This is a genomic window from Roseomonas sp. TS2 (assembly GCF_058833935.1).
Genome location: NZ_JCACVY010000009.1, coordinates 21,752 through 36,300, shown reverse-complemented (window position 1 = coordinate 36,300; position 14,549 = coordinate 21,752). Strand labels below are relative to the sequence as shown.

Genomic DNA, 14,549 nt, shown 5'->3' with positions numbered 1-14,549 from the left:
AATAATTTTTCGCATGAAATTTGCCGGGCGGCGTCAGCCCTGCAACAGCTGCGCGGCGGCCCGGCGCAATCCCTCCGCCAGCCCTTCTGGATTGGCCGCGCTCTGCTGGGCGAAGCGCGCCCAGGCCGCGCCGCTGCGGCGGCGCAGATCGGGATCGCGGATCAGGTCGAGGGCCCAGGCGATCTGCGCTTCCGCATTCTCCGGCTCGCGCAGCAGGCTGCCCTGCGGGGTCTCGAAGCAGGCGCGGCAGGCCGCCTCCTCCTCCGCCCGCAACACCCCCGCCCGGCGCGGCATGACGAACAGGCCATCCATCAGGCCCGCCGGGCTGTCGGCCTCCGGCGCTGAGGCGCGGAAGACATAGGGCACGCCATAGGCCATGGCCTGTGCCGCCGTGGCGCCCGAGCCCACCGGCCAGCCATCAAGGTAGAGGTCCGCCAGCGCCGCCTCCGTCGGCACATCAGCCCAGCCGATGAACTGCGCGCGCTCCGCCACGCCATGCCGCTCCAGGCAGGCGCGCAGACCCGGCAGGTCCTGCCGGCCGGTATAGCGCCAGACCGCCTGCGGCGCGGCTTGCAGGATGCGGGCGGCGACATCCCAGAGGGGCAGGGAGTCGAGCTTGTCCTCGCGCATCAGCGTCGTCATCACCACTGCACCCTCGGGCAGTTCCTGGCGCCGCTGCCGCGCGGCGGCTTCCACCGCGGCGTCGCGTGGCCGCACCTGGAAGGCCATGGGCAGGATGTGCCAGGTGGCGCCCCGCATCGGAAACGGCGCCATGGGCGAGCCGCCACGCAGGCACAGCCGCAGGTCGATGCCGGGGATCGGCGGATGGAACTTCATCGACCACCACGCCAGGCGTGGCGCGATGCCCAGCCCGGCGGCATAGGCCAACATGTGCGGGTGACAGATCCAAACCGCGGCACGGCAGCCGGCTTCCGCCAGATCCGCGCGCAGGGCCAGCAGGCGCGCGGGCAGCGGTGCATCCGCGGGCAGGTTGCTCGGCAAATGGAGGCTGGCCCCGGCTTCGGCACAGGCCGCCGCAAAGGCTGGATGCACCCCGCCCAAGGCCCATACCTGCGGCGTGAAGCCTGCCCGGCCCTGCGCCTTGAGATATCGCAGGGCCAGCAGCAGCACCTCGGTATGAGCCAGCAAAACCCCGTTGTGCACGATGAAGGCCAAGGGCGGGGAACCCTGTGAGGCTGCTGTGCACCATGCCACCGCCTGGGCGCAGGGAGGATGGGCTGCCCTGTGCCGCCTGCCTAGGTCGGCCATGGGCTCCGCCCACTTTCCGATCCAGGAGGCGTAGTGCTGCTCGGACTCGTCACGCTTCAGCCATTGCTCTAGGAGCCAGCCTTCCAGGTGCAGCGCGGTTTCCACGTGCCCGGAACGGATGGCCTCCAGCAGCCAGGGCAACGCGACATGCTCCACCAGTACCCGCGCATAAGCCAGCGGCCGACGCGCCCATAGCCCCAGGAAAGTCAGCGCACACTGCAATTGCCAAAGCGGCGCGCTGGCCGACACGTCGGGCACCCAGTTCGCCGGATCGGCTAAGCCTTCGGCATTGCCGAGCAGGCCGAGCGTCCAGAGTGCCTGATGCAGGGAGGGAGCAGCACGTGCGGTGTTCTCGTTGTCCAGCAGGCAGCGAAGGCCCCATCGCAGCGCCACGTCACGGCCTTGGTCGATGCTCAACGCGACGATCGCCAGCAGCAGCGGTTGGGCTTCTCCCGCCCTGAGCGCCGGGACGGCCGCGCGGCTCAAATGCTGCGACAGACCATGCCAGCCGTCATGATTTAGCCCCGCCCCGTTGGCCAGCAGGCTCGCCACCCGCCCGAGCGAGGCCAGCGGAAGCAGGATCTCATTCGCCCCGGGGCCACCCGGCCGCACCAGGCGCAACAGGGTGTCGCCCAGGGCCTCGGAGGTGGCGGGACTGAGCGGCTTGGCGCCGGGCAGCAGGGGCAGCAGGTCGGACCAGCGATCCGTCTGGCGTAGAGCGAGCTCGAGAGAAGCCATGGCATCCCTTCTGGATCCAGGCGGGCCCTGGCAGCGGCGCTAGCGGTTGCCCAGGATGGAGAAGAGCGCCGCCGCGCTGGCGCCAGAGAAGCTGTTGCCACCCCACGAGATCGGCTGGATCAGCGTGGCGGTTCCGGTGGAACTGGCCAGCGCCTTGGCTTCCGCCACGCTGGATTGTGCCACGTAGCGGTCCAGCAATTTGGCGAGCTTGGCGGGGTCCTTGAAGTCGGCGATGTTCATCCGCTTCTCCAGCATCGCCTTCTGAGTGTCGACATTGATGCTGGCGAAGCTGTCGGGCAAACCGAGGACGGATTGCACGACCGCGGCCAGGTTCCGGTCGGCAATCACGCTGTACCAGCCGCTCACCTGCGGCAGCATGCGCTTCGCGTAGATGGCACGACGCAGGCTCTCCGATGTCTCGCCCAGAGCCTCCTCGAAGCGGGCCTGGGAGTATTTCGTGGCGATGGCTTCGAGGGTGGCGGGATCGGTCACCTTGGGGCCACCGCTTCCAGCGACCCGCGTGCTCCCCTTCGTGGAGGAGATGAGGTAGGCGCGAGCGCTGCTGTCCGGGTCGGCCTGGAAGCTGAGCGATCCGTCGCCGCGACCCTTGGCGTCGGTGATCACCAGCTTCAGGCCGAGCACCGTGACGCTGATATCCTCGCGGCCGCCATCGGCGTTGCGGAAGGCGGCCTGGAGCGCGGCGGCGATGTCTGCGCGGGTATCCAACCCATCGAGATCGACATTCCCGATGCTGACACCGCCCAGCGTCCCGCTGGCCGAGAGAAAGCTCTGCCCGGCCATGATCCCCTCGAGCTGCAGCGTGATGCTGGAGGGGACGGCCGGAATTTCGGGAATGGTGATGCCGCCGAAATTCAGGTCCTTGGAGATCTGGCGGTAGCGGTAGTCCGTCATCCGGCCGGCGATGGAATTTGCATCGTCGGGGTTGCTGTCGAGAACCTTCCGCATCAGCCCATCGAAGCCAATCTGGCTGTCGAGACCATAGGCCTTGAGGACAATGGTCTGCAGGCGTCGATCGGCCAACAGATCCTGGGCTGTCAGCTTGGTGGGCAATTTCTCCCGTAGATAGGCGAGTTCGCGCTGCAGGGAGGCGTCCTTGCTGAACGCCTTGAAGTCCGAAGGACCCTTCCCCTGCAGCAACTTCCACCCGGCGATGCCGGAAGGAATGCCCACCGTGACAGCGTTGACCCTCATGCTTCCATGGCGAATGTCTTGGCTTCGGCGTCTTCCGCCGCCGGCAGGTAGCCGGTTGGCAGACGCATGATCAGCCGGTCGGTCGCAGGGTCACGCAACTCGGAGTAGAGGCGCATGGTCTCGCCATCCAGGCGGACATCGAAGGCAGGGCTGGACGCCGTGATCTGCTTCTGACGTTCCGCGAGCTGCGGCTCGGAGCTGCCGGAGGCATGGACGGCTGCCTCACGCTCCTCATGCTCCGCAGCAGGCTGGCTCTTGGTGAGGATGTCAGGCCCTGAAACCTGCTTCTTCACCCCTTGGGTGGCTTCAATCATGGCTCTTGCTCCTTGTTTTGCGTCAGGCCACTCGCTGGCTCGGGGTTCTCCCACGCGTTATGACAATAACATCAACCAAGAAATTTCGCATCGCTGCCCTGGTGCCTCAAATCACCCTCGCCCGGATTGTTCGGTCTCAGACTGCCATCCCGCCTGAAACGCTGGGGGGGATCCATATCCAGCAGTACGGATTCATAGAGGATCAGTTCCCGCAGCGCCGCCAGGGTGCGGTAGGTATTGCCCTGCCGCATCTGACTCTCCGCCTCATCGAGCAGCGTACGGTGCTCAAGCTTCAGGAACACGCCACGCAGACACTCCAGTTGCTGCAGGAAGGTGTCGATGCTGCCCAGGGAGGATTGGGCGTTCAGCAGCACGTTCTGGGCCGCGAAATAGGCACGGCGCACGGGCGTGCTGGCATCCTCCGGGAGCAGGACGTCCTTCTCGCGCACGATCTGCGCCTTGGTCTCCACCATCAGATAGGCGCGCCGATCTCCATTGGTGACCACAGCGCCATTGATGAACAGCCTCTCGCCCGGAGCCAGCTTGAGAATCAGCGACATCAGCCCTGCTCCAGCCCTGGTGCCAGGTCAGGCTTGAGGCCGGCCATCACCACACGATTGACATCGCACAAGGCTTGAGGGCTGCGGCCCTCGCGCAGCACGCGGTCGCTTTCGGCGAAGACCCAGCGGGCCAGCGAGAGCAGGCGGGCCTTCATCACCTCATCCAGGCTGTTGCTCTGGTCCGCAAGATCGGTGGCAAAGGCGGTCCACACCATGCGGTTCTCATGGATCGCCGCGGGCAGAGCGGCGGGGCCGGCACCAGGGCGGCTGGCCTCTTCCAGCAACGCGGCAGCCCGCGCCAGCACGCGGTATTCGATATCGCGCGGATCCTCCGTGCCACGGATCACAGAACCATAGGCTGTGGCTGCTCCGCGGGGACGGTGCAAGGGCGCGTGCAACGGGTCGTCTTGTGCAGAGGTCAGCATTGGATTCTTCCTCGGTCACGCGCAGGCGGAGCACCGGCGGCGCCTGGAGGGAGGTGCTGGCTCACGCGCCATAGCGCGGCCATGACCCGCCAGTTCCGCCGGACGCCTTGGAAGGCTGGTGGGGCGCGGCCTGTGCCGCGCCCCCTTCTGGCTCAGCGGAAGAGCGACAGGATGCTCTGCGGCGCCTGGTTGGCAATCGAGAGCGCCTGGGTGCCGAGCTGCTCCTGCACCTGGAGCGCCTGCAGGCGGGCCGCCTCCTCCGACATGTCGGCATCGACCAGGGCGCCGAGGCCGGTGGTCAGGGTGTCGACCAGCTTGTCGAGGAAGTCCTTCTGCATGTCGATCCGGTTGCCGGCCGTGCCGAAGGTCGCCGCCGCGTTCGACACGTTGGTCGTCGCGGTGTCGAGCTTCTCGAGCAGGGTCTGGTAATCGGTCTTGGAGGACGTGAAGGAGTAAAGCTGATCGGTCGTGCCATCGGCCGTCGAGATGGTCAGCTGGCCGGACGTGGCATCGACATCCACGTCGAAAGTCTGGCCGGCCGCGGCAGTAGTCGCGAAGTCAACCGTACCGGCGGTCGCCATGCCGAAGTTGGCGGCCGCCAGGTTCGTGGCGCCCGTGGTCAGCGCGGTCTGGATCTCGGTGGCGATCTCCTCGCCCGTGATGTTGCTGTTGGTGACATCCGAGGCGGCGATGGCGATGACATAGACCCGGTCATCGGTGCTGAACTCGCTGTCGCCCTGCAGCAGGTCGCCTGTTTCGAAGGAGCCCTCCACCACCTTCAGCTTGTAGGTGTACATGGCGGATTCGTCGTCGCTGTCGAGGCTGCTGCCCACCTTCACAGAGAAGGTATCGCCCACCAGGAGCGGCTTGTCGGCGAAGGTCACGTCCAGGCGGCGGATGCCGCCGTCCAGCGTGCGGGCCGTTGTCGCACCGAAGCCGGTACCCAGCGCGCCCGTGCCCGCCTGCACTTCGACAAAATCGGTGTAATCGACGACCTTGGTGGTAGCGTTGATATTGCCGAAACTATGAACCGAATCACGGTTCTTGGCGCTGATCGTGAAGGTGGTGGAACTGGCGGTGCCACCCGAGACGATCTGATCCGCCTGGAACAGCGCGCTGAAGCCGGCATCGGCCTTCAGGTACTCGACCAGCGTGGCGACATCGTTGATGTCCCTGTTCAGCTTCACCGTCAGGCTGCGCTGGGTGCTGGTGGAATCGACGTACTGGAAGACGATCTCGTTGCCCGAGTTCAGGTCCATCGTGGCGCCAACGGTCAACGTGACCTTGGTGGTGCCATCGTTCTGGTTGAGGAAGGTCTGGTCGGCGCGCGAGAGCACCGTCAGGTCCTTCAGGCTCTCGAGCATCGAACCAGACTCGACCTTGAGGTTCTGGTTGGTGATGGTCGTGTAGGCCGCGGTGGAGATGCCGTTGACGGCGTTCACCGAGGTCAGCACGCGCTGGCTGCCGCTGGAATCGACCAGGTTCACGCCCTTGAAGGAAGCGGCCTGCGCGGTGGTGGTGATCTGCGCCAGCAGCGCGTCGATGTCGGCCTGCACCTGGGCCTTGTCCACCGCCGGGTTCTGCGCGGAACTGACCTTGGTGCGGACCTGCTTGACCAGGTCGGCGATCGTGGTCGCCGCCGTCTCGGCGGTGCTCAGGATCGAGGAGGAGACGGACAGGTTCTCGCTGACCTGCTTGTAGTTGGCGATATCGGACCGCATGGCGGTGGCCACCGCCCAGGTCGCCGCATTGTCCTTCGCACTCGCAACCTTGAGACCCGTGGAGATCCGGTTTTGCGTCTCCAGCAGGCTCTTCTGCGTCGCCTTCAGCGACTGCAGCGCCGTCATCGCGCCGTTATTGGTGAGGATGGAGCTGACCATGAATTGCGCCCTTCAAGGGTTCCGTTTCTGGTGGAGCGCCTTCTGACGCGGCTATCGCGGCACTGCGGCCTGTTCAGGCGGGCAGCGATGATGGTTTTTAGCATCGCAGGAAATGCCACTACAAGACTGATCTGTGCCACTTTCAATGTCCGGCACAGCAAAGTTTCGATTTTCGAAACCTAAAGAAGCGAACAAATATCTATGCAGATCATTGACGACATCTCTCCAGCTGTGAACATGGCCACAACGCCAAAGTCGTACCGTCGGATACCAGGGCGTATCGCGTCGCTTCGTCTGCCAACGCCAGTCCGGCACCAAGGGCAGCAGGAGGTCGCAGGGGACGCCCAGGGCGCCGGCAAGATGCACCGTTGAATTGTCGATGGTGACGACATGATCCATGGCCGCGGTTTGCGCCAATGCCTGCTCGATGCTGCCTCTGGCATCGATCTGCTCATCCACCAGCAGCGGCCAGGGCTCCGCTTCGGCGCGCAGGCTGGCAGGATCGCCGTACTGCAGGCTGATCCAACGCGTGCCGGGCAGCGCGAAGAGCGGTGCGAGGCGCTCCAGCGTCATGGAGCGGCGGCGGCCTGAAACGGCATTGTTCGTCCGCCAAGACAGGCCGATCAGCCGGCATCCATTGCTGTAGCGGTCGCGCAGGTCCTGGCGCAGCGCCGGGTCGGCCGTCAGGAAGGCTCGCTGTGTACCGAATGCGCTCTCCGACCGGCGGAAGAAACGCGGCAGATCTCCCATCGCGATCTGCGCGTGGATTTCAGGGCCCGGCTTCTCATCACGCAGGAACGCCAACTGCGGGAAGGCGCGCGCCAAGGCGGGTTCAAGCCGCGGATCGCAGAGCACTGTCGCGCGGTGCCCTGCTGCCAGCAGATCGGGCAGAATCGAACAGAACATCACCTCGTCGCCGATGCCCTGCTCCCGCCAGATCAGAATTCGCCCAGGCGCCGGCAGAGCCTCGCCATTCCATTCCGGCAGTCCGAAATCGCGCGAGATCGCATCCTGCCCGTGCGCCCGCACGCGGCAAGCCTCCCAGCCTTCCGCGTAGCGCCCGGCCAGAAGCAACAGACGGCCATAATTGGCGCGCGGCAGTGGATCCTCCGGCGCCAGCACATGGGCGCGCTGCGCCAATGGCAGCGCCTGTTCCGGCCAGCCTTGCGCGGCCAGCACATGGGCAAGGTTGGTCAAGGCATGCGGATCGTCCGGCCGCAGCGCCAAAGCATGACCGAGAGCTTCATGGCTGCCTTCCAGGTCGCCCAGCCGTTTCCGGACATGGGCGAGGTTATAGAAGGCGTCGCAATAATCAGGGCGCAGCGCAATGGCTTGCCCAAAGGCTTGCCCGGCCATTGCGAGCTGCCCCGTGTCGCTGCCGGCCGATTGCAGGCAGAGACCCAGGCCGAACCAGGCCTCGGCCGATTCCGGCTGGCGTGACAGCGCCTCCCGAAAGGCCGGCAGCGCCTCCTCCCAGCGCTCCATCTCCTGCAGCACCAGGCCCCGGTTGAGGAACAGCGCGGCACTGTCCTGCCCCGCCTGCGCGGCGGCCTGGAAAGCCTGATCGGCCTCCGGCCAGCGCTGCTGCGCCTGGAGCGCCAGCGCCAGATTGTAGAGCGCGATTCCGTTTCCCGGCGCCTCCAGCAGCGCGGCCCGCAGCAGCGCCTCGGCCTCGGCCGGCTGCTTCAGCAGCAGGAGACTGTGCGCCAGGTTGAGACGGGCTGGCAGGAAGCTGGGCTGTAACGCCAAGGTGGCGCGAAAAGCCTCGGCGGCGGCGGCATGCTCCCCGGCCTCGACAAGGGTGTTGCCCAGGCTGAAGTGATTCTCGGCGCCGCCCGGCTGCAGGGTTGCCGCCAGGCGGCAGGAGGCCACTGCCTCATCCAACCGTCCCGCGGCACGCAGCACCATGCCCAGGTTGCGCTGATACTCCGCCACCCTGGGTCGCAGCTTCGCTGCGCGTTGCAGCGCAATAATTGCCTGCTCCCGCCTGCCCTGCTGGTGCAGCAGCAGGCCGAGCAGATTCTGCGCATCCGCATGGTCGGGATCCTGCCGCAGCAAGGCTCGATAAAGCGGCTCGGCCTGCGCCAGTGCACCGGCCTGGTGCAGGCGCACAGCCTCATGCAGCCGGCGACGCGCCTCAATCTGCACGCCCCCGGCCAAGCCAGGAATGGAGCGGCCCATACGCCTCAGGCCGTCCGATCGATGCTGGCGGCCAGGGTGTGGCGCAGGGGCTTGCGACGCGAGCCATCGGCCGGGGCATAGACGGCCGGGTTGGCGGACTCCGAGAGATCGTGGCGCAGCCTCTGCTGGATGGTTTCCAGCGCGCCCACCACGGAGCCGAGCACCAGCGCGTTTTCCTCCGCCGCATGCATCATCGCCGACAGCGCCGCCCGCTCTTCCGCCGTCTCTGGCACACCGGCCGCGGCGAGTTCGGACAAGGCAAGGCGCTTCTCCTCGATCAGGTCGTGCAGTTCCGGCAGCGCCACATGCCGCGCCGCGGCCGCCTCCCGCTCCAGCACGCCCCGCAACCGCTGGGCAGCGCGCAGAAGCGGGCTCACTGGCCCGCCTTCGGCGCCGAGCGACGGCCGATCTCCCGCATGATGGCGTCGCCCAGGCCCAGCCCGCCCTGGCGAACCAGCGCCTGGCCCAGGGCCTCATCCATGAAGCTGTCGAAGGCCTGGGCTCCGGTGCCGCGTCCGGCCAGTCCCTCCTTCGCAGTGGGCCGTGCGGCGCGCAGCAGCTCCGCGGCGAAGCTGCCTTCCAGGTTCTGGGCGAGGCGGCGCAGCGGCACCGCATCCGGGCCACCAAGGGGCGGCCGGGCAACAAGATCCATGTGCGAACGAGCCTCCTGCTCCACGGATGGTCCTGACGGACACCGTCGTCGCCACGTTAGTAGCCCATCAGGAAATTTTCGCATAAAAAGGGCTCACATCCTGCCTCTAGAAGGGACGGCTCCTTGATCTCCAGAAGGAGCTAACCCGAACCGCGCGAGACGCGGCAGAGAGGAACCGTCGCCGTGGGCGAGGAGGAAGACCGGCTCCTGCCGGATGAGCCGAAGCGGCGCCATCAGATCCGCCGGCGCGCCTTGGCGGTGGAGTTACGTGGGGAATTCGACCGGCGCCTGCTGGCCGGCGAGGAAGTGGGAAGCCTGGCGCGCGCCTTCGGCATTGAACCCTGGTATGCGCAGCGTCGCGCCAAAAGGGTGCTGAGCCGCGCTCAGAAGGGGCGGGAGATCTCGCCTTTCATCTCTGCCTTCCAGGAGGTGGAGGATGAGATGACCCCGATGCAGTATGCCTGCTGCCTGCTGGGCAACCGGGTGCGGCCGCTGCGCAACGGCTATTACGTGCTGGATGGTTTCCAGGCGGGACCGAAGGAAGTGACGCGCGCGGCCAACCGCGTGCTGCGCGAGAAAGGGCTGACCGAAATTCCCTATCCAGGCCTAACCCCGCTGTATCGCTGAAGGCAGGATGGCCGCCGGCGCCACAAGGGCGCGGCGGCCATCGCCTCAGGGAGCAGGCTTGCCAACCAGCATGGTCTGTGGCGTGGCGCGGAGTTCGGCCTCCAGCTCCACCAGATCGGTCACGCCCTCATCCGCCAGGTCCGCGACCGCCTCGGCCGCGGCCTGGGTGGCCTGCGCCAGGGAATGCAGCGCAGCCTCCGCCTCGGCGACCAACGCCGCCGTGCTGGCGGCGGCCGTGGCGAGGACCACCGTGCCGCCGGCCTTGGGCGGGGCGGTCTCAGGCGATGCCTCTGCCTGCTGGAGGGGCTGCTGAGATGGCGGCTGGGCCGCCACAGAAGCAGGAGCCGGCGGCGCAGGCTCGGGGTCGCGCTGCTTGTGCACACCGCTGACCCGGGCGCCGCGCTCGATGCTGATTTCCTCGTAGCTCAACTCAGCGTCGATCATGGCGGTGCGGACGATCTCGATCTCCCGCGCCGTCACCGTGCCACGCAGAGCGCCGCAGACGCGTACCCGCTCGGCCGTGACGCTGCCCTCCATCAGACCGCCCGCTTCGATCAGCAGCACCGGCGCATGCAGGTTGCCGCGCAGCACGCCTTCGACGCGGACGACGCCGCGGCTCCGCAGGCGACCCTCCACCTCGCTATCGGCGGCTACCAGCATCACGCCGGCGGGCGAGCCGATGGGGGGGGTTGGTTTGGATCGGTCCATCTTCGGCTCCAGGCGCTCCGGCACGCCGCGGGCACTGCCGGATGCGATACTGCCTTCGGACAGGGGGGTACCGGCCGAGGAAAGGTCGATCCGCTCATAGGTGATGCGCGGCTCTCCGCCGCTGGGCTTGCCGAAGAAGCTCATGTCCAGTCCCGTTCTAGGAGGCCCGGCACGGCCTCGCCGTACCATGCTGACCGCTTCTACGATTTTCGCATCACTGCTTCAAATGTTTTTCGCAACGGATGGCGATGAATCCCCCAGCCCAGCGAATTCTTCAGCTCAGCACCGGCGGCCGCGCCCCGGCCAGGCTGAGCACCTCGTCCAGGTGCTGACCTTGGCAGAGCGCACTGGCGAGGGCGGTCAGTCGTAACGCATCGAGGGCCAAGCCAGGACGGTCCAGCCGCCGGCCGATCTCCCGGACCGCATCGGCCAGATTCTCCAGGCCTTGCAGCCCTGGCAGCAGGGGAGCCTCCGCCGTGCCGCAGGGCGGTGGCATCAGGCCGCGCGGGGGTGTCAGTACCATGCCATTGGGCAGCCGCAGCCGGCCGCTCAGATGGTCGGCCTGCGCCTGGCAGCAGGCGAGCAGCTCGGCGGCCGGCGCGGCGGTGGTCAGCATCAGCCCCACCACCAGTCCCAGAGTCTCGTCCATCTGCGAGGCCCAGGCGACGGCCTGGGCGCAGCTGGCTTCGTCCAGAATGCAGAGACCATCCGGCCCCACTTCGGCGAAGGGATCATCCAGCGCCGGCAGGTAGAATTCCCGGAAGGCCTCCAGCGCCGCGGACAGCGCAGCCTGCTCGGCCAGCATGGGCGCAGTCTCGCCCAATGCCGCCAACCGGCGCGCGCGCAGCGCCGCCAGTTCCGCCACGTTCAGGACGCTCAACGGCCAAGTGCAGGCCGGGTCTTCCAGTAAGGGGCCCAGGCGCAGCAGGGGCGCGATCTGGGTGCCGCCCTCACTGCGGGGCAGGGTGCCCTGGTCAATCGCCCAACGTCGGAGGGCTTCCGCGGCAGTGCCCAGGAAGCGTTTGCTGCCGATGCGGACCATGGACAGCCGCGCCGCCTGGGTAGCCTGCGCTGCCCAATCTTCGGCAGCCGCGCGGTCGGCCAGGGCGTCACGCCGGAAGGCAGCGCTGCCCTGGCCGACCGTCACCTGCCAGGTTCCGTTCTGCCCAGGACGAACGCGCGTCACCATAGCCCCAACTCCCGATTCCGTGATCAGAGAACTTCGGACACCGCCGCCAAGGCAAGGGGCGTAATCGTGGCGGCGCAAGAAAACACGACGGAGCCACACAGAGCGTGGCGTGGCTCTGTCGTTCGTAGTATTTCGCAAAGCTGTGGACGCTCTCGCACGACATCGCCGGGCCTGCCGCCCGGACGCCCCGACAAAGGCGGGGCGCCCAGGACGGCCCTCTCCGAATGGCCCTGGCTGGCATCATCCTCTGCTGCCCAGGCTCAACCCATATGGACCGGGCTTGTTCGGGTCAGGCTCGGGCCATGCTGCGGCGGAAAGTTCTGCCGGCCCTCAGGCCGGCACCAGCGTCTCGGCCAGGCCCTCCAGCTTGCTGGGCAGCGGCGTGGCAGCGCCGGCCGTGCGCAGCAGCGCCACCAGGTCCTCTGGCAGACGTGCCTCGATCACCACGGCGGCGCCATCGATCTCGACCATGGCACCGGAGAGCAGGCGGGTTTCCATTTCCACGCCTCGGGGCGCGGGTTCCACCAGCCGCAGGGTCTCGCGAGCACGGGCCAGCGCCGCGCCGCGCAGGGCTTCCAGCACCTCGGAGCGACTGAGCCGGATGGTATGGTTGACGAAGAAGGGGGCGGATCCGGTCATCGGGAGGGATTCTCCTTCCTGGGAAGACATAAGATCATCCAGAGGGGAATATCGCTTCGCGATATACTTCCCTCCGTTTTCGCGGACCCGATCTGCCGACGCCAAGCCATGGCAGGACAGGGCATGCGCAGCATTTCTAGCATGCCCCAATGACTGCCACCATTTCGACATTCGAGAAAATGGTAAGTCGTTTCTGTATAATAGCTTCAGGAACCCTACCGGAAACCGTCGGCAAAGGCAGCATCATCATGCGAAGTGATGAGACGGGAAAGGGTGGCCCGCATATTTTTGCGTATGGATTAAATAGCGAAAAAAGTCTAAACGCGGCAGCGGATACGGAGCCAAGCGGCAAGCCGACTCCGGTGGATGAGGCGAGGCGAGGGAGAAGAGGCAGGATGGCACGGGCAGGCGGAACAGCGCGAAAGCTGGCGAAGGCAGCGGCGCAGGGCGGGCGGATCGTGCAGGTCCAGGGCCAGAGCCCCGACAACGCAGCCTTCTCCATTGAGCTCATCACGCCGGAAGGCGCCACGGAGTTGCTGCACCGTCGGCGGCCCAGCGCGAGCGAGAACCCCGCCGCCATCCATGCCTATGCCGAAGCCATGCGCGAGGGGCGCTGGATCCTCAACGGCATGCCCATCATCCTCTCCCGCACAGGGGTGCTGCTGGACGGGGTGCAGCGGCTGCGCGCCTGCATCAAGGCGGGCGTACCCTTCCTGACCGTTCTGGCGCAGAATATCCCGGACGATGTGCTGCACACCATCGACCAGCAGCGCCGCCGCTCCTTCGCCGGCGTGCTGGAAGCGCGCGGCGTGCCGCACGCCCACGCCCTGCAATCGGCCCTCGTCAAGCTGATCCGCTACGATGACAACAAGATGCTGCGCGGCGCCGGTACCGCCTCCTGGTCGCGCATGGACCGCGTGCTGCGCGGCAACCCCGATCTCGAGCAGGCGGTGAAGATGTCGCTGGAGAGCGAGGCCACCATCCTCTCCGAGGCGGTGCGCACGCCGCTGCTGTTCATGGGCTTCCGTGTCGACAAGGCGGCGACCCGGCGCTTCCTCGACGCGATCGCCTGGCCCGAGAAGTACTCGCCGATGGAGCCCGGCGCGCGCATCCGCGACCTGATCGACATGACGCGCGGCGACCCGGCCACCCGCCTGAAGCCGGTGATGCTCTACGCCCTCTGCATCAAGGCGCTGAACGCCACCTTCAGCGGCCAGCACGCGCGCAGCTACACCTGGATCGACCGCACCGCCAACCCGACCAAGGGCGAGGACTTCCCGCGCCTCGATGGCTATGAGGGGCTGAACGACCCCGGCCATGGCAACGACACGGAGGAGACGGCGCGCAGCCTGCGCGCCGCGGTCGAGCGCCTGTCGCAGGAGGAGAACGTCTATCCGCTGGCGATCGAGACCATCTCGCCGCAGATGGCGGAGGAGTACCTCGCCCACAACACGCGCAACCGCAAGATCGTCGCGGCGCATGTCGATGCCATTGCCCGCGACATCCGCGCAGGCAACTGGATGATGAACGCGCAGCCCATCTGCTTCAGCCGCAGCGGCCGGCTGCTGAACGGCCAGCACCGGCTCTCCGCCGTGCTGCAAGCGGGCGAGGCGATCGAGGTGCCGGTGATGCGCGGCCTGCCGGAGGAGGCCTACGCCACCTACGACATCCACGCCAAGAAGGGCCCGCAGCTCGGCGCCGCCTTTGACAGCTTCGGCGACAAGCCGCTGATTGCCGCCGCCGCCGTGCTGCTGTGGAAGCGCGAGCTGAAGCCGGCCGGCACGCGCAACGCCAAGCCCACGCCCGCCGAGGTGATGCGCATCGTCGAGCAGCATCCGCGCCTGCTGGAGATGCGCACTTTTGGCCGCAAGATGATCGAGTTCGGCCGCGGCTCGGTGCTGGCCTATGCCGCCTACTGCATCGAGCGCGATGACCCGGAGTTGGGGCGCGTCTTCCTCGAGCGCTTCGAGACGGGCGCAGACCTGCCGCGCGGCCACCTGATCCTGGAGTTGCGCAAGCGCATGCAGGTGCTGCGGCGGGAGCGCACCAGCCAGGAGGAGCAGCTGCGCGAGATCCTGAGCAGCTGGGCGCGCTTCCGCGAGAAGCCCGACCTGGAGCGGCTGAACGGCCAGGGCTGAGGCGCCGCCGGCACCTC

At 67.2% G+C, this 14,549-nt stretch carries 14 protein-coding genes; 2 read left to right on the top strand and 12 right to left on the bottom strand.

Annotated elements, in window-relative coordinates; genetic code table 11:
* Positions 1–33: 33 nt before the first annotated feature.
* The 9 genes from ACZJYS_RS03510 to ACZJYS_RS03470 form a co-directional block, all read right to left on the bottom strand.
* Positions 34–2,007: a hypothetical protein gene (locus ACZJYS_RS03510; protein WP_493175828.1), complete on the bottom strand. Its 1,974-nt coding sequence runs from the start codon at positions 2,005–2,007 to the stop codon at positions 34–36.
* A 39-nt stretch (positions 2,008–2,046) separates the two neighbouring features.
* Positions 2,047–3,219, bottom strand: coding sequence for a DUF1217 domain-containing protein (locus tag ACZJYS_RS03505; protein WP_493175827.1), 1,173 nt, complete (start codon positions 3,217–3,219; stop codon positions 2,047–2,049).
* Positions 3,216–3,533, bottom strand: a complete 318-nt coding sequence (locus ACZJYS_RS03500) for a hypothetical protein (RefSeq protein WP_379640541.1) — start codon at positions 3,531–3,533, stop codon at positions 3,216–3,218. The genes ACZJYS_RS03505 and ACZJYS_RS03500 overlap by 4 nt, the downstream gene beginning before the upstream one ends.
* A 71-nt stretch (positions 3,534–3,604) precedes the next feature.
* Positions 3,605–4,093: a flagellar biosynthesis repressor FlbT gene (locus tag ACZJYS_RS03495; RefSeq protein ID WP_493175824.1), complete on the bottom strand. Its 489-nt coding sequence runs from the start codon at positions 4,091–4,093 to the stop codon at positions 3,605–3,607.
* On the bottom strand, positions 4,093–4,518 hold the full coding sequence (flaF, locus tag ACZJYS_RS03490; protein WP_379640543.1) for a flagellar biosynthesis regulator FlaF: 426 nt from the start codon (positions 4,516–4,518) through the stop codon (positions 4,093–4,095). Before flaF ends, ACZJYS_RS03495 begins: the two co-directional genes overlap by 1 nt.
* A 152-nt stretch (positions 4,519–4,670) precedes the next feature.
* Positions 4,671–6,365 (bottom strand): flagellin N-terminal helical domain-containing protein, encoded by a 1,695-nt coding sequence (locus ACZJYS_RS03485; RefSeq protein ID WP_493175871.1) that lies wholly within the window; start codon positions 6,363–6,365, stop codon positions 4,671–4,673.
* An 84-nt stretch (positions 6,366–6,449) separates the two neighbouring features.
* Positions 6,450–8,579: a tetratricopeptide repeat protein gene (locus tag ACZJYS_RS03480; protein WP_493175822.1), complete on the bottom strand. Its 2,130-nt coding sequence runs from the start codon at positions 8,577–8,579 to the stop codon at positions 6,450–6,452.
* Positions 8,580–8,584: 5 nt separating this feature from the next.
* The gene (locus ACZJYS_RS03475; protein ID WP_493175820.1) at positions 8,585–8,956 is read right to left on the bottom strand and encodes a hypothetical protein; all 372 of its coding nucleotides are present in this window, start codon (positions 8,954–8,956) and stop codon (positions 8,585–8,587) included.
* Positions 8,953–9,231 carry a rod-binding protein gene (locus ACZJYS_RS03470; RefSeq protein ID WP_379650834.1) on the bottom strand — a complete coding sequence of 93 codons (279 nt, stop codon included), beginning with the start codon at positions 9,229–9,231 and terminating at the stop codon, positions 8,953–8,955. The genes ACZJYS_RS03475 and ACZJYS_RS03470 overlap by 4 nt, the downstream gene beginning before the upstream one ends.
* A gap of 183 nt (positions 9,232–9,414) precedes the next feature.
* Between ACZJYS_RS03470 and ACZJYS_RS03465 the strand changes: the two genes are divergently transcribed.
* Entirely contained in the window at positions 9,415–9,858 is a 444-nt protein-coding gene (locus ACZJYS_RS03465; RefSeq protein WP_493175818.1) for a hypothetical protein, read from the top strand.
* A 45-nt stretch (positions 9,859–9,903) separates the two neighbouring features.
* Here ACZJYS_RS03465 and ACZJYS_RS03460 read toward each other — a convergent pair whose 3' ends face one another.
* The 3 genes from ACZJYS_RS03460 to ACZJYS_RS03450 form a co-directional block, all read right to left on the bottom strand.
* Positions 9,904–10,710 (bottom strand): bactofilin family protein, encoded by an 807-nt coding sequence (locus ACZJYS_RS03460; protein WP_493175816.1) that lies wholly within the window; start codon positions 10,708–10,710, stop codon positions 9,904–9,906.
* A gap of 130 nt (positions 10,711–10,840) precedes the next feature.
* On the bottom strand, positions 10,841–11,755 hold the full coding sequence (locus ACZJYS_RS03455; protein ID WP_379650830.1) for a hypothetical protein: 915 nt from the start codon (positions 11,753–11,755) through the stop codon (positions 10,841–10,843).
* Positions 11,756–12,085: 330 nt separating this feature from the next.
* The gene (locus ACZJYS_RS03450; protein WP_379650828.1) at positions 12,086–12,394 is read right to left on the bottom strand and encodes a methionyl-tRNA synthetase; all 309 of its coding nucleotides are present in this window, start codon (positions 12,392–12,394) and stop codon (positions 12,086–12,088) included.
* A gap of 395 nt (positions 12,395–12,789) precedes the next feature.
* Between ACZJYS_RS03450 and ACZJYS_RS03445 the strand changes: the two genes are divergently transcribed.
* Entirely contained in the window at positions 12,790–14,532 is a 1,743-nt protein-coding gene (locus ACZJYS_RS03445; RefSeq protein WP_379640557.1) for a hypothetical protein, read from the top strand.
* Positions 14,533–14,549: the final 17 nt, after the last annotated feature.

Excerpts from the sequence above, each read along its gene's own strand:
- ACZJYS_RS03510 (WP_493175828.1), bottom strand. The coding sequence starts at position 2,007 with ATGGCTTCTCTCGAGCTCGCTCTACGCCAGACGGATCGCTGGTCCGAC.
- ACZJYS_RS03505 (WP_493175827.1), bottom strand. The coding sequence starts at position 3,219 with ATGAGGGTCAACGCTGTCACGGTGGGCATTCCTTCCGGCATCGCCGGG.
- ACZJYS_RS03500 (WP_379640541.1), bottom strand. The coding sequence starts at position 3,533 with ATGATTGAAGCCACCCAAGGGGTGAAGAAGCAGGTTTCAGGGCCTGAC.
- ACZJYS_RS03495 (WP_493175824.1), bottom strand. The coding sequence starts at position 4,093 with ATGTCGCTGATTCTCAAGCTGGCTCCGGGCGAGAGGCTGTTCATCAAT.
- flaF (WP_379640543.1), bottom strand. The coding sequence starts at position 4,518 with ATGCTGACCTCTGCACAAGACGACCCGTTGCACGCGCCCTTGCACCGT.
- ACZJYS_RS03485 (WP_493175871.1), bottom strand. The coding sequence starts at position 6,365 with ATGACGGCGCTGCAGTCGCTGAAGGCGACGCAGAAGAGCCTGCTGGAG.
- ACZJYS_RS03480 (WP_493175822.1), bottom strand. The coding sequence starts at position 8,579 with ATGGGCCGCTCCATTCCTGGCTTGGCCGGGGGCGTGCAGATTGAGGCG.
- ACZJYS_RS03470 (WP_379650834.1), bottom strand. The coding sequence starts at position 9,231 with ATGGATCTTGTTGCCCGGCCGCCCCTTGGTGGCCCGGATGCGGTGCCG.
- ACZJYS_RS03460 (WP_493175816.1), bottom strand. The coding sequence starts at position 10,710 with ATGAGCTTCTTCGGCAAGCCCAGCGGCGGAGAGCCGCGCATCACCTAT.
- ACZJYS_RS03455 (WP_379650830.1), bottom strand. The coding sequence starts at position 11,755 with ATGGTGACGCGCGTTCGTCCTGGGCAGAACGGAACCTGGCAGGTGACG.
- ACZJYS_RS03450 (WP_379650828.1), bottom strand. The coding sequence starts at position 12,394 with ATGACCGGATCCGCCCCCTTCTTCGTCAACCATACCATCCGGCTCAGT.
- ACZJYS_RS03445 (WP_379640557.1), top strand. The coding sequence starts at position 12,790 with ATGGCACGGGCAGGCGGAACAGCGCGAAAGCTGGCGAAGGCAGCGGCG.